Here is a 13,183-nt window from a genome sequence, read left to right on the forward strand (position 1 = left end):
TTGGTGTCTTTTGTGGTTAGGAGAATAAGAATCTCCGTTTGAGTTTAAAATTTTTGATTTTCAGAATGATAATATTGGTTAAATAAAGTTGAATTTTGCTTTAAAAATCGCAAATTTGCAAAAGTGGTTTTTTGGGTAACTTTTACAGGAACCTGAAGAATTGCCGGATAGAAAATATTGTCATATTTTAGTCAGCAATCAAGCAACATAATTAATGGTTTTTGTAACGGGTGCAACCGGAATTCTGGGAAGAATAATCGTGCTGGAGCTTCTTAAAAGAGGTAAAAACGTACGTGCTTCCAAAAGACCGGGCAGCAATTTAAACGAAGTAAGGCATTCATACAGCTTTTATACGGAGAATCCTGATGATTTTTTCAATAAGATCGAATGGGTTAATGTGGATTTTGATGATATTGATTCTCTAAAGGATGCACTGAGAGGAGTAGATGAGGTCTACCATTGTGCCGCAAAAGTAAGTTTTCATCCTAAAGATGAAAAAGAGATGTACCGTACCAATATTAAAGGTACCGAAAACCTGCTGTATGCCTGTGAAGGATCTGATGTTAAAAAATTTCTGCACGTAAGTTCTGTAGCCGTTTTAGATAATTATAACGAAAAAGGAGAGCTGGATGAAGAGTCTGATTTTAATCCGAAATTAGAACATTCTGCTTATGCTATTTCCAAACATTTATCCGAAATGGAAGCCTGGAGAGCCTCGGCTGAAGGAATGAACATAGTGATTATTAATCCGGGAATGATTGTAGGAAGCGGAAACTGGACACAAAGCAGTGGTGAGCTTTTTTCAACCTTTGAAGATAATAGTTTTACCTTTGCCGGAGGATCTGCTTATGTAGACGTAAGAGATGTTGCTAAAACCGCTATTGAACTGATGGAAAATAATATTTTCGGAGAACGTTTTATCATTGTTTCCGAAAATAACAGATATGCCGACCTGGCCCAACAGATCAGAACCCGATTAGGACTTAAAGAGGCAAGAATACTTTCAAGATCTATATTAAACATAGGAAAATGGGCCAATACTCTTTTCGGTTGGTTGATTCCAAAGCTGAAAATGGCTACAGAATCCAATATTGAAGCGATCTCTTCATTCAATACCATTTCCAATCACAAAGTCACGGAAAAACTGAATTATCAGTTTATTCCTATCAAAGAAAGCATAGACTTTCACCTGAACAATTATATTAACGACAAAAAGCTGAAGAAATGAATCTTGCAGAGGCAATAATCCTTAAAAATGTAGAAAAACATCCTATAAAAGCGGCTATCGGTTTTAAAAAGAAAGAAGAAGCCTGGAAAGAGCTGAGCTGGAAGAAATTCAGTGAAATTATTTTTAAAACAGCCAATGCGTTAAAAGAATCAGGTGTTCAGGAAAACGATAAAGTGGCTATTTATTCAGATAACTCTTCTGAGTGGATGATTGTTGATTTGGCTGCAATGGCGATGGGAGCAATTACGGTTCCTATTTACTCTACCAATAATGCTGAGCAGGCAGAATATATCATTAATGATTCGGGAGCTAAAGCAATCCTGGTGGGAAACCAGATGCAATATGATGCCTGTCTTGATATTTTACAAAAAGGAGATAATAGTCTTGAAACAATTATTGTTTCTAAAAAGGCTGTATGGATCAAGAAAGAATTCAGCAGCTTTTATCTAGAAGACTTTATAGCAAAAGCTTCTTCGGAGCTGGAGATTTATAAAAAAGAATATGATGATACTGCCACGTTGATCTATACTTCCGGAACTACGGGCACCCCAAAAGGAGTGATGCTTACTCATGGAAATTTCATCAAGGCATTCGATTCTCATTTTGAGTTTTTTAAATTTAAAACTTTGAAGAAGAGCTTTCACTGGCATTCTTACCCTTAAGCCATGTTTTTGAAAGAAGCTGGAGCCTATTATGTCTATATGGTGGAGCAAGAGTCTATTTTCTGGAAGATCCAAAAAATGTAGCCAAAGCATTGGAAGAAGTAAAACCTACTACCATGTGTGCGGTACCAAGGTTTTTTCAGAAAGTTTATGCCGGAGTTTTAGAAAAGGCAGAAGAAGGTTCGTCATTGAAGAAAAAAATCTTTAATTGGGCCTTAAAAACCGGATGGGAAACTGCTGAATTGAGAAGAAATGAAAGACCAATTCCTTTTGGATTAAAATTAAAAGAATCGGTTGCTGATAGCCTTGTCTTCAGTAAAATTAAAGATAAAATGGGTGGAAGATTATGGTTTCTACCTTGTGGTGGAGCATCCTTATCGCCGGAAGTAACACGATTCTTTGAGTCTGTTGGTATTCATGTTACTGTTGGGTATGGCTTAACGGAAACTACAGCTACTTTAACCCTTTTTCCTTTAACTCATTTTGAACATGCTACGAGCGGAAAGCCGTTACCGGGTGTAGAAATCCGTATCGGAGAAAGTGACGAGATCCAGGCCAGAGGAAACGGAATCATGAAAGGCTATTATAACAGACCTGAAGAAACTCAAAAAGTATTTACAGAAGATGGCTGGTTTAAAACCGGGGATGCAGGTAAATTAGATGATAAAGGCAATCTGATTATTACAGACAGGCTTAAAGACTTAATGAAAACCTCTAACGGAAAATACATTGCACCACAGCAGATTGAAAATCTTCTTACCAATAATAATTTCATTCAGCAGATTATGCTGGTAGCAGAAGGGAAACAGTTTGTATCTGCTTTAATTGTTCCAAACTTTGAGTTCTTACAGGACTACATTAAAAAGAATCATATTCCTTTCACCAATTGGGAAGAAGCAGTAAAAAATGAAAAGATAATCAGCTTTTATAAAGAAAAGATTAAAGAACTACAGAGTCACCTTGCTGACTATGAGAAAGTGAAAAAATTCACCTTAATGCCAGCCGAATTTGACATCAATACAGGAGAAATCACTCCAACATTGAAAGTAAAAAGAAACGTGGTTCTTAAAAAATATGCAGATATTATAGAGAAGATGTATTAGTTTCTAAGTCAAAGCTAATCTCAATTTACCCTATGCTTGAAATCGAATTTGAAGAACCTAATATTGGTATTTGTGACTGTTGCGGAGGAATCATAACAAAACTTATTCGGTATGTATATGCAGATAACATTGCTTATGCTGTATATTATGCAAGCTTTACGAAGGGACATGGGGAGAAAAGCGTTTTGGGGCTAATATCTCTTGGAGAATGGGGAACTGGTGATATTCCTGATTGCAGAACATCATTTCTTTTTAGATTAGGAGTTGAAAATGGTCAGTATAATGTTAGTATTTTAGATGGTAACGAATCTCCTTGGCAACATAAAATGTTAGGGAAAATACTACAAAGGGAAGAGGCTTTACAACATCCTTGGAAAGAAGATGTGTTCCATATTACAGATCATATTGTAAATGAAGATCAGGAAATAATTAAATATCTTAAGAATTAAGATTTTATAATAGAGAAATAAAATGCAACAACAATTTATAGGAAAAGAAAATTTCACGATTCATACACAAACGGTTTCAGAGAGCTGTCCGTCTAATATTGCTTTAATTAAATATTGGGGGAAATATGACAACCAGATTCCGGCCAATCCAAGTATCAGTTATACTTTAAATCATTGTAAAACGAATACGGCCATGGAGTTTTTGGCAGATGAACCATTTTCTGTGCAGACGTTTTTATCAGGAAATGAAGAGGTGAAGTTTGCTGAAAAGATTGAAAAATACTTCAAAAATATTGAACAGTATCTTCCATGGATTTTGAAGGGGAAATATATCATCAGAACAGAAAATACATTCCCACATAGTTCAGGAATTGCAAGTTCTGCTTCAGGGTTCGGAGCTATAGCCAAATGTCTGATGGCATTGGATGAAGCATTTACAGGAAAAACTTCTGATGAAGAATCCTTAAGAAAAGCTTCATTTTTAGCCAGATTAGGAAGTGGAAGTGCATGCAGAAGTTTATATAATGGATTGATCGTATGGGGAGAAACGGAAGAGGTAGAAGGAAGTTCTGATCTATTTGCAGTAGCTTATCCTGAAACTGAAATTCATGAAGTATTTAAAAGCTTCAATGATTGGGTTCTGTTAATCCATGAAGGGCAGAAAAGTGTTTCTTCAACAGTTGGGCATGGTTTGATGAATACCAATCCGTATGCAGAAAGAAGATTTCAGGAAGCAAGAGAGAATTTTGTTCCGATGAAGGAAATTCTGAAAAGTGGAGATATGGAACGTTTTATCAAATTGGTAGAACACGAGGCACTTACTCTTCATGCTATGATGATGATGAGCGATCCGGCTTTTATTCTGATGAAAACAGGAACATTAGAAGTGATCAATAAAATCTGGGATTTCAGAAGAGAAACAGGTTTACCGTTATTCTTTACTCTGGATGCAGGTGCAAACGTACACCTTTTATTCCCAAATGATGCTTCAGAAGAACAGATAAAAATATTCATCGAAGCAGAATTGCTGCAGCATACTCAAAAGAATGGTGTAGTTAAGGATGTGATGAGGTTTTAAAAACAAAGACAATATTCAAGAGAAGTAGTTTTTTGTTTGCTCAAATTAATGAAAGAATAAAATATACACAGTCATCTGTGAAAATCTGTGCAATCTGTGGTTATTTAATAATCTTAAACTACGTTTTGTCGTTAACAATATTTAATAGAGGTGGGCTAAAGCCCACCTTTTTATAATGAATAAATTCCAATGGCTTTAGCCAAAACATATTTTTCCTTATTTTTATTCTATAAATCAACCCCATGAATAAAATCTCAGCAATTCTCTTCGTATTCAGTAGTTTCTGTTTTGCACAACAGAATCAGGAAATTGAAAAGCCTATCCGAAATCTGTTCCTCGGAATGAAAAATGCTGATCCTGAGCTTGTGAAAACATCTTTTGCTGAAAATGTTGTTCTACAGACCATCACAAAAGAAGGTACAGTAAAAAGTGACAGTATACAGGAGTTCATAGCAACTGTTTCTAAGTTTAAGCAAGGTGATCTGGATGAAAGGATTATGATTGAAGCTGTTCATACAGATGGAAATCTGGCAAGTGTATTTACCCCTTATAGCTTTTATCTGAAAGGGAAATTATCCCATTGTGGTGCAAATAGCTTTCAGTTAGTTAAGCAGAATAATGAATGGAAGATTCAGTATATTATTGATACCCGAAGAAAGGAAAACTGTAAAGAAATAAAATAAAAAACAGAGTATTTAAAAGAAATGAAAATTCATCATATTGCTATTATTGGTTCAGATTACGAAGTATCAAAAAAATTCTATACAGAAGTTTTAGGTTTACAGATCGTTCGTGAGGTCTATCGCGAAGAAAGGCAGTCCTATAAACTTGATCTTGCTATTGGAGAACATTATGTGATTGAACTGTTTTCTTTCCCCAATCCACCAGCACGCCCATCGCGTCCTGAAGCTTGCGGATTAAGACATCTTGCTTTTTCAGTTGAAAATGTAACGGAAAAACGAAACGAATTAATAGGGAAGGGGTTGGATTGTGAAGAAATCCGTATAGACGAATTCACAGGGAAAGAATTTTTCTTTACCCAGGATCCAGACCAGTTGCCATTGGAGTTTTATGAAATGTAATTAGTGCGCATAACCGGCAAAGAAACTCACAGCCATAATTGCTAAAACTACTGAAGAAATGAATACATACACGTAATCTTTTTCTTTTAAATAGCCTATTAAAGCAAAGATAATCCTCATCAGAGGAGTGAAGATCAGCAAAAGGATTCCCAGCTGAATAATAGCCATTCCTTCTCCTTTGCATAAAGATTCCCAGAAGTGGCTCCATACTTTATCAGAAGAAGTTCCTACCACAAGGCTGGTATATTTTTTAGGCATTTCAAAACCTTCGGTAAACAGTTTAATAAAACCGATCAGTGAAGTAGCCACAGATAGAATGACGCCCAGTCTCAGGAGATTTCCTACGGAGCGGTTCAGATCTACATCTGTAAAATTCTTTTTCATTATCTGAAGCTTTTGTTGATACCGTTATACATCATATATACAGACAGGATTGTAATCACAATCGCAAAAAATACCTTTAGCTTTTTGGTTTTGGATACCATTAAGGTTTTAGAACCTATAAAACTTCCAATTACTACCCCAATTAATACAGGAGCAGCAATTACCGGGATAATTTCTCCTCTCTGGAAATAGATCAGTGCACTGGCAACAGCCGTTACTCCAATCATAAAATTACTGGTGGTAGTAGAAACTTTAAATGGGAGTTTCATCATATTGTCCATTGCCAATACCTTCAATGCCCCTGAACCAATTCCTAAAAGTCCGGACATTGCTCCGGCAAACATCATCATTAAAAATCCTGGAACTGTATTTCTCGCAGAATAGTTTTTTAATACCCCTTTATCCGGAAAAGTTCCATAGAGTTTCAGCTTTTCTTCCAGACTGCCATGAATTAAAGGTTCCTGATGGTCAGGTTTCCCTTTTAAATTTAAAGCAACCGTCAGAAGAAGGATACTTGCGAAAATAATTCCGATGGTATTCGGATTAAGCATTCCTGAAACCAAGGCTCCTACAATAGCTCCGGCAGTGGTGGCTATTTCGAGAAACATCCCGATTCTCATATTGGTAAAACCTTCTTTTACGAAAGCTACCGCAGCACCGGAAGAGGTACCAATTACGGAAATAAGAGAAGCACCGATGGCATAATGCATTGGAACGCCGAATCCCAGCGTTAATAAAGGAATAATGATAACCCCTCCTCCCAGCCCAGTAAGGGAACCCAAAAGGCCCGCTGAAATGGCACCAAAGAAGAGTATGATGATTTCTGACATACTACAATTAATATTACAAATATAAAATTATTGTAGTAGTCTGCCAAACATTTGAAAAAGATAAATTTAACGTATTTTTGTATGCATGAAAAGTGAAATGAAATTATTTTATGTGATCCTTGGGGCTACTCCCAAAGGTAGAAACATTGAGCAACATGACGTATTCTTTGGGATTGCTGAAAGTCTGAAGGATCTGGTTCCGGATATGAAAGCCTTTTGGAAAGAGGCTGAAGGAAAGATTCATCTGGACTGTTATCAGGAAGTGAAGTTTGCAGACGGTTATGAAGTGAAGATCGTTGAAAGGGGTGAAACTCCATCAGAAAATCAGTTGTTCTTTCTTAATTTAGGAGGGTATAAGCCTGGTTTTTTTGAAGAATTTCATGAGCAGCATCTGATGGTAGGGCAATCTATGGGTGAAATTGTAAAAAGAGCAAAAGCTACGGAATTCTATAAGACAATGGGATTTGAAGGAGCTGTAAGCCATATTGATGACAAGCATGGAGTAGATATTGATGATATCTTCAATGTAAGTGATATCCTTCCGGCAGCCATGAAAGAAAAATATTCTATTGTTCTTACAAAATCTGATGCTGAAAATCAGGTGAACCCAATGGGGCTTGGATATTTAAAAATTGATAAAGTTCAATAAGCATAAATCTAATAAAAATAAAAAATGAAAATAGGAATTCTGGGAGGCGGACAGCTGGGAAGAATGTTGATACAAAGCGCTCTGAAGTATGATGATGAGTTTTATACTCTGGATCCGGCTTCTGATGCACCATGTCATAATATCTCGTATTTTACGCAGGGAAATTTCAATGATTATGAAACCGTTCTGAATTTTGGAAAAGATAAAGACGTGGTAACCATTGAAATAGAGCACGTAAATGCAGATGCTTTGGCTGAGCTTGAAAAACAGGGAATCAGAGTGGTTCCTAATGCAAGCATCATCAAAACCATTCAGCAAAAGATCCTTCAAAAGGAATTTTATAAAGCTCACAATATTCCAAGCCCTGAATTTCAGGTGGTATGGAATAGTGATGAAAAGATTACGATGTCTTTACCTTTCGTTCAGAAAATGAATACTGGCGGATATGATGGAAAAGGAGTACAGGTTATTAAAACAGAAGAAGACTTCCAGAATCTATGGAAAGAAGCATCTGTGATCGAAAACATGGTTGATATAGATAAAGAACTTTCTGTAATTGTAGCCAGAAATGGAAAAGGAGAAACCAATACATTTCCGGTAACAGAAATGGTGGCAGATCCTAAGCTTAATCTTTTGGACTTCAATGTATGCCCGGTTTTATTAACCGAAGATGTTCAGCAGCAGATTGATGCCATTACAGAGAAATTCTTGAATGTAATAAATTCTCCGGGGCTTTTTGCTATCGAATTATTCCTGGATAAAGAAGGAAAAGTATGGGTAAATGAAACCGCTCCGAGACTGCATAATTCGGGACATCAGAGCCAGGAAGGAAATACCAATTCACAGTTTGAACAGATGTACCGTGTAGTAAAAGATCTTCCTTTGGCAGATACAGATGCTATTACCTACAGCGGAATGCTGAATCTGGTAGGTGCAGAGGGCTACTCTGGAAAGGTAGTATACGAAGGAATGGAAGACGTTCTGAAGTTACCGGAAACCTATGTACACTTATACGGAAAAACAGAAACCAAACCCGGAAGAAAAATGGGTCACATCAATGTTCTTGCAGATTGCAGGGAAGAACTGATGGAAAAGCTTATAAAAGTAAAGGGAATGGTGAGAGTGATTTCTGAATAATTCAAAAAATATAAAAAAGGTAGCTGTATAATAGCTGCCTTTTTACTTTTTTAAAAATGGGAGATCCTTTTAAAAAGGAATCTTTAAAATTCTTTCTTTATATACTCCTTTTACAATTTTAAAAAGAGCAACATAAGCACCTGCACCATCAGAATTAAGCATGGTAAGATATATTGTATCATTTTTACGATCAAAATAACATGCTGTAAACTGGTTGCTGACATTAAAAAGGTTTTCAATCTCTTTATTAGGGATCTGAACTTTTTTATCACCAATCTGTACTGTAATAGATTTGTAATGAGTTTGAGGAACTGTTCCGTCTGTTCCCCATATCTGCTGATTTTTATATCTGTCTTCTATTTTTTGCCCATTATAGTTGGATGAAGAAAAGAATTTTTTATTCTCTTTATAATTAAACTTTTCAGAAATGACATCAATTTTAATATTTCCGGATTTGAAAACAACCTTATTTTCATCCTTAGTTGCAGGAAGTATTGCTTCATAGGATTCTATAAGTTTAAGTTTTGAAGTAGAAATGTAACCGGTCGTTTTATCATCGTAATAAATATTCATCCAGTTCTTGTTCGTTTCATCAGCACCAAAACCATATACAATTTCATCAGATTTGATCTTTCCTATAATCTTACTTTTTGCATTTGCACTTTCTCTAAGATTTACATATCCGTCCTTATCTACAATTTTAGCAAACTGGGCAAAAGATAACTGTACACTTAAAAATGCTGTTAAAAGGAATATTTTCTTTGTTTTCAATAGTGTTGGGTAATTTAAATTTTAATAAAAGATTAAAAAGGGATTTCCAAAGTTCTTCCTTTGTATTCACCTTTTTCTATGGTAAAAAGAGCAACGTACGTACCAGCACCATCAGAATTTAACATGGAGATATATAAAGTATCATTAGGACGGTCGTAATAACAGGTCGTAGATTTATTATTAATTTGAAACAGGTTTTCAAACTCCTTGGCAGGAATCTGAATGGTTTTGTCCCCAATCTGTGCAGTAATAGAAAGGTAATGAGTCTTAGGAACTGTTCCATCTATTCCCCATACCTGCTGTTCTTTGTAGAAATCTCCGCTCAGTGTTGATGTAAAATCTTTTTCGTTTTCCTTAAAATTGAATTTTCCGGATACGATGTTTACCTTAATATTTCCTGATTTAAAACTTACCTTATTGGCATCCCGTACTGTGGCCGGAATTGCCTGGTAAGTCTTTATATATTTCAGTCTTGAATTATGAACATAGCCACTGCTTAGATTAGCCCAGTTTTTATGAGCAGGATCAGATTCAAATACATAAACGATCTCATCGGAATTCACTTTCCCAATGACCAAGCTGTTTTCATCTGCATTTTCCCTTATATTCACATAGCCATCTTTGTCTACAACCTTTGCAAACTGAGCTAATGATAACTGCACACTTAAAATTGCTGTTAAAAGGAATATCTTCTTTGTTTTCAATGAATTTTAATTTTGAACAAAAATAGGTAAAAAGACAGGAAGCGTAGGATGGATGAGGCTGAAAGTTATTTAAAGATGAATGACCGTGGACTGCTTTTTAAGAGAATAGATCAATTAAATTGTAGTCCTTTATCATACTCAATACCTTTCAGCTCCAGGCTTCCTGTCTTCTTTATTTAAATATTTTCTGAATTACATTTCCGATTTCCACAAAATCTCCATGATTGCCTACAGACCGTATTTCCGGGCTGTTCTTATCATACTCAGAGAATGGGAAAATCAAGAGATAGTTATTATCATTAAGGTATCTGTTTAGGAGCTCAGGAATAAGTCTCATTCTTGGAATATAGGACTGCATTCCGCGTTTAGCCATAAAAATGATAAGAGCTTCATCATCTTTCAGCTGAGTTGCTGTTCTTTCACCATCCTGCCATGTATTCATGATGATAAATTCGGCCTCTATATTGGCTTTTTTAATGATTTTCTGAAGGATGTCCAGAATGTTTTCAGGTGCATAGAAAACAACTGTAGCTCCTGAATTTCTTGCGATATTCCAAACCCTTAAAAGAGCGTGGAAGAATCCTGCTTCTTTATGAGCATTTTCAGGAATCATCACAGCATATTTCTTAATGGTAGAAAGCGGTTGGGCAGCATGATATACCAATACGTTTACATCATCGTTCTGAAGATAACCGTTATAAAGGTTGTAGACAAAAGAAGGAGAAAATCCTTTTTCATCCTCTAATCCAATGATAAGGTCTGTAATTTTCTGTTCTTTAATAACGTTGTTTACTCCATTGATAACATCGTTGTCATATCTTTTTAGCGACTGTAACTTTACATCAGCAGCGGCAGCTGTATCAGCAGCCTGATGAAGAAGTTTTTCGGCATTCTTTACAGATGATTCGTTTTTATCTTCATTGATGACGTTTAGTGCAAAAAGATCTTCCGTATTGGAATGTGCTTTAATCAGAATTCCAAGGTTTACCATTCTCTCTACAGTTTCTTCATGATTAATCGCCAGTAGAATATTTTCCTCTTCATGACTGGTTCCGGAAACCGTGTCTTCATTATCACTTTCTGCAATCTTTTGAGCGCTCGCCATGGAGATAAAGGATGAAATAGTACAGGAAATAAGAATTAATAAAATACTTCCGTTCAGCACGTGTTCATTCAATAATCTTACAGGTTCCCCGGTTTCAGTTTCGGAAAGGATAATGTTGTAACCAACCATTACAGAGGCAAGGGTTGCCGCAGCAGAGGCAGAGCTCAATCCAAAGATAAGTTTTCCTTCTTCTTTAGTCAGTCTGAAAGTCTTTTGAGTAGCTATTGCAGAGAGATATTTCCCACCAATGGACGCCACAAGCATAATTCCTGCCACTTCAAGAGTTTCCCAGCTTTTGAAAAATACTTTGAAGTCAATCAGCATTCCCACACTGATCAGGAAGAAAGGAATAAAAATCGCATTTCCTACAAATTCCACCCTGTTCATTAAGGAAGAAGTATGTGGAATCAATCTGTTTAATGCCAATCCGGCAAAGAATGCTCCAATAATGGCTTCCACTCCGGCAAGTTCGGCAAGCATAGCAGCCAGATAAATCATCACCAATACGAAAATATACTGGGAGATCTTATCATCAACTCTTTTGAAGAACCAACGGCCAATAATAGGAAAGACGATAAGTACAATTAATGCAAAAAGAATGAATGAAACAGATAATTTTACCCAGAACTCAGTTCCTACATCTCCCTGAGACATTCCCACAATGATGGCAAGGACCAATAATGCAAGAATATCCGTAATCATTGTTCCGCCAACGGTAATATTAACCGCTTTGTTTTTGGCTATTCCCAGTTTACTTACCAATGGATAGGCAATAAGAGTGTGGGATGAAAAAAGACTTGCAAATAAGATGGAAGTAAGCATTGAAAAGTGAAGGATGTAATATCCGCCCAGGTATCCCAATACAAAAGGTACAATGAAAGTATAAAGCCCGAAAGTGAGACTTTTCCATTTGTTTTTCTTAAAATCTCCCATGTCAATCTCCAGTCCTGCTAGGAACATGATGTAGAGAAGTCCGGTAGTTCCGGTTACTACAATACTGCTGTCTCTGGATAATACGTTAAATCCATTGGGACCAATAATGGCTCCGGCAATGATAAGACCCAGAAGGTGGGGAACTTTAATTTTATTTAATAATAATGGAGCCGCAAGGATGATAACCAGTACCAATAGGAACTTTAGTACCGGATCCTCTATAGGAAGGCTCAGATTGTGTATACTCAGTAAAATCATAGGTGTTTATTTGGTGGAACGTACTAATTCAACAGAAAATTTAGCTGTACAGCCATCAGAAGTAATAGTTCTTGTTCCTTTGATCTTGTTGTCAGAAATATCATTAAGCAGAACGTTCATTTCTACATTCTTTTTAGCCGTGGAATCTGTTTTGAAGGAAAGCCTGATTTCATTATTCTCAAACTTGCCGGAATATAATCTTACCAGATTGTTATTATTGATAATTTTGGTGATGGGTTGGGTAGAATCATTATCAAATTCCCAAAGGTCTGTACGCTGATCACCTACCGCATAATCACTGCAGTTGGATTCCGTACAGATGACCTTCCCGTTCCAAGGGCCGGAGATTTCTGTAGGCCATGTGGCAATCACCATTGAATCTTTTGAATCCTTTTTAGCAAAAATACTGTCTCTCATTTTTAAAAGCGACTGGTATTCAGATTCTTTTTTGGCGAATGTTTTTTCTTTTTCCAATAATTGTTTTTCTCTGTCCGTAAGGTTCTTTTCCTTTTCCTTGTAGTCACAGCTTACCAAGATAAAAGAAACCGCAAGAAGTACAAAAAATGTGTTTTTAAGCATGTTGTATAGGTTGAGTATACAATATAAGGAAAAAATAAAAACGAGGCAAATTAGGATGGTATGAAGGCTGTAGGACTGCTTACTTTTATTAATGAATTTATGAATGATTTTAAAATTTCTTTTTCATATTTTTACTATGTTTCTATCTGATAAAAAAATAAACTACATAGAAACATAGATTTTACACGTAATAAAAAATCGTGAATTTTATAGCATTTAAATATACCGTAT

The 13,183-nt window shown here is 36.0% G+C and carries 13 protein-coding genes and 1 pseudogene; 8 read left to right on the forward strand and 6 right to left on the reverse strand.

Translation table 11 applies throughout. The features are described 5' to 3' along the window. The first annotated feature begins 214 nt into the window (after positions 1 to 214). The 6 genes and pseudogenes from BOQ64_RS11655 to BOQ64_RS11680 all read left to right on the forward strand — a co-directional run bounded on the left by BOQ64_RS11655 (position 215) and on the right by BOQ64_RS11680 (position 5,602). On the forward strand, positions 215 to 1,228 hold the full coding sequence (locus tag BOQ64_RS11655; protein ID WP_129055429.1) for an NAD-dependent epimerase/dehydratase family protein: 1,014 nt from the start codon (positions 215 to 217) through the stop codon (positions 1,226 to 1,228). After that, positions 1,225 to 2,993 (forward strand): annotated as a pseudogene (locus BOQ64_RS11660) (AMP-dependent synthetase/ligase). The gene BOQ64_RS11655 and the pseudogene BOQ64_RS11660 overlap by 4 nt, the downstream one beginning before the upstream one ends. 32 nt (positions 2,994 to 3,025) lie before the next feature. Then, positions 3,026 to 3,442, forward strand: a complete 417-nt coding sequence (locus BOQ64_RS11665; protein WP_129055431.1) for a hypothetical protein — start codon at positions 3,026 to 3,028, stop codon at positions 3,440 to 3,442. Between the two features lie 22 nt (positions 3,443 to 3,464). Continuing rightward, positions 3,465 to 4,520, forward strand: a complete 1,056-nt coding sequence (locus BOQ64_RS11670) for a diphosphomevalonate/mevalonate 3,5-bisphosphate decarboxylase family protein (protein WP_129055433.1) — start codon at positions 3,465 to 3,467, stop codon at positions 4,518 to 4,520. A gap of 242 nt (positions 4,521 to 4,762) precedes the next feature. After that, positions 4,763 to 5,203 (forward strand): nuclear transport factor 2 family protein, encoded by a 441-nt coding sequence (locus BOQ64_RS11675; protein WP_129055435.1) that lies wholly within the window; start codon positions 4,763 to 4,765, stop codon positions 5,201 to 5,203. A 21-nt stretch (positions 5,204 to 5,224) separates the two neighbouring features. Next, a complete protein-coding gene (locus BOQ64_RS11680) occupies positions 5,225 to 5,602 on the forward strand; it encodes a VOC family protein (RefSeq protein ID WP_129055437.1) in 378 nt (125 codons plus the stop codon). On the opposite strand, the gene BOQ64_RS11685 is transcribed toward BOQ64_RS11680, so the two are convergent. Continuing rightward, the gene (locus BOQ64_RS11685) at positions 5,603 to 5,986 is read right to left on the reverse strand and encodes a DUF1634 domain-containing protein (protein WP_129055439.1); all 384 of its coding nucleotides are present in this window, start codon (positions 5,984 to 5,986) and stop codon (positions 5,603 to 5,605) included. Continuing rightward, complete coding sequence (locus BOQ64_RS11690) at positions 5,986 to 6,816, reverse strand: sulfite exporter TauE/SafE family protein (protein WP_045499599.1); 831 nt, start codon at positions 6,814 to 6,816, stop codon at positions 5,986 to 5,988. Before BOQ64_RS11690 ends, BOQ64_RS11685 begins: the two co-directional genes overlap by 1 nt. A gap of 97 nt (positions 6,817 to 6,913) precedes the next feature. On the opposite strand from BOQ64_RS11690, the gene BOQ64_RS11695 reads away from it, so the two are divergent. Together BOQ64_RS11695 and BOQ64_RS11700 are read left to right on the forward strand one after the other, a co-directional pair. Beyond that, positions 6,914 to 7,465, forward strand: coding sequence for a DUF1543 domain-containing protein (locus BOQ64_RS11695; RefSeq protein WP_129055441.1), 552 nt, complete (start codon positions 6,914 to 6,916; stop codon positions 7,463 to 7,465). Positions 7,466 to 7,489: 24 nt separating this feature from the next. Then, positions 7,490 to 8,602, forward strand: a complete 1,113-nt coding sequence (locus tag BOQ64_RS11700; RefSeq protein WP_129055443.1) for a 5-(carboxyamino)imidazole ribonucleotide synthase — start codon at positions 7,490 to 7,492, stop codon at positions 8,600 to 8,602. Between the two features lie 69 nt (positions 8,603 to 8,671). Here the strand turns inward: BOQ64_RS11700 and BOQ64_RS11705 are convergent, their stop codons facing one another. The 4 genes from BOQ64_RS11705 to BOQ64_RS11720 all read right to left on the reverse strand — a co-directional run bounded on the left by BOQ64_RS11705 (position 8,672) and on the right by BOQ64_RS11720 (position 12,952). After that, on the reverse strand, positions 8,672 to 9,373 hold the full coding sequence (locus BOQ64_RS11705) for an SH3 domain-containing protein (RefSeq protein WP_129055445.1): 702 nt from the start codon (positions 9,371 to 9,373) through the stop codon (positions 8,672 to 8,674). A gap of 32 nt (positions 9,374 to 9,405) precedes the next feature. Further along, positions 9,406 to 10,077, reverse strand: a complete 672-nt coding sequence (locus BOQ64_RS11710) for an SH3 domain-containing protein (protein ID WP_129055447.1) — start codon at positions 10,075 to 10,077, stop codon at positions 9,406 to 9,408. A gap of 172 nt (positions 10,078 to 10,249) precedes the next feature. Beyond that, a complete protein-coding gene (locus BOQ64_RS11715) occupies positions 10,250 to 12,373 on the reverse strand; it encodes a cation:proton antiporter (RefSeq protein ID WP_129055449.1) in 2,124 nt (707 codons plus the stop codon). A gap of 6 nt (positions 12,374 to 12,379) precedes the next feature. After that, the gene (locus BOQ64_RS11720; protein WP_129055451.1) at positions 12,380 to 12,952 is read right to left on the reverse strand and encodes a hypothetical protein; all 573 of its coding nucleotides are present in this window, start codon (positions 12,950 to 12,952) and stop codon (positions 12,380 to 12,382) included. Between the last annotated feature and the right edge of the window lie 231 nt (positions 12,953 to 13,183).

Source organism: Chryseobacterium sp. CH25 (genome assembly GCF_004119455.1).
GTDB lineage: Bacteria > Bacteroidota > Bacteroidia > Flavobacteriales > Weeksellaceae > Chryseobacterium.

Bases quoted from the DNA above. Each gene is read 5' to 3' on its own strand.
- BOQ64_RS11655 (WP_129055429.1), top strand. From the start codon at position 215: ATGGTTTTTGTAACGGGTGCAACCGGAATTCTGGGAAGAATAATCGTG.
- BOQ64_RS11665 (WP_129055431.1), top strand. From the start codon at position 3,026: ATGCTTGAAATCGAATTTGAAGAACCTAATATTGGTATTTGTGACTGT.
- BOQ64_RS11670 (WP_129055433.1), top strand. From the start codon at position 3,465: ATGCAACAACAATTTATAGGAAAAGAAAATTTCACGATTCATACACAA.
- BOQ64_RS11675 (WP_129055435.1), top strand. From the start codon at position 4,763: ATGAATAAAATCTCAGCAATTCTCTTCGTATTCAGTAGTTTCTGTTTT.
- BOQ64_RS11680 (WP_129055437.1), top strand. From the start codon at position 5,225: ATGAAAATTCATCATATTGCTATTATTGGTTCAGATTACGAAGTATCA.
- BOQ64_RS11685 (WP_129055439.1), bottom strand. From the start codon at position 5,986: ATGAAAAAGAATTTTACAGATGTAGATCTGAACCGCTCCGTAGGAAAT.
- BOQ64_RS11690 (WP_045499599.1), bottom strand. From the start codon at position 6,816: ATGTCAGAAATCATCATACTCTTCTTTGGTGCCATTTCAGCGGGCCTT.
- BOQ64_RS11695 (WP_129055441.1), top strand. From the start codon at position 6,914: ATGAAATTATTTTATGTGATCCTTGGGGCTACTCCCAAAGGTAGAAAC.
- BOQ64_RS11700 (WP_129055443.1), top strand. From the start codon at position 7,490: ATGAAAATAGGAATTCTGGGAGGCGGACAGCTGGGAAGAATGTTGATA.
- BOQ64_RS11715 (WP_129055449.1), bottom strand. From the start codon at position 12,373: ATGATTTTACTGAGTATACACAATCTGAGCCTTCCTATAGAGGATCCG.
- BOQ64_RS11720 (WP_129055451.1), bottom strand. From the start codon at position 12,952: ATGCTTAAAAACACATTTTTTGTACTTCTTGCGGTTTCTTTTATCTTG.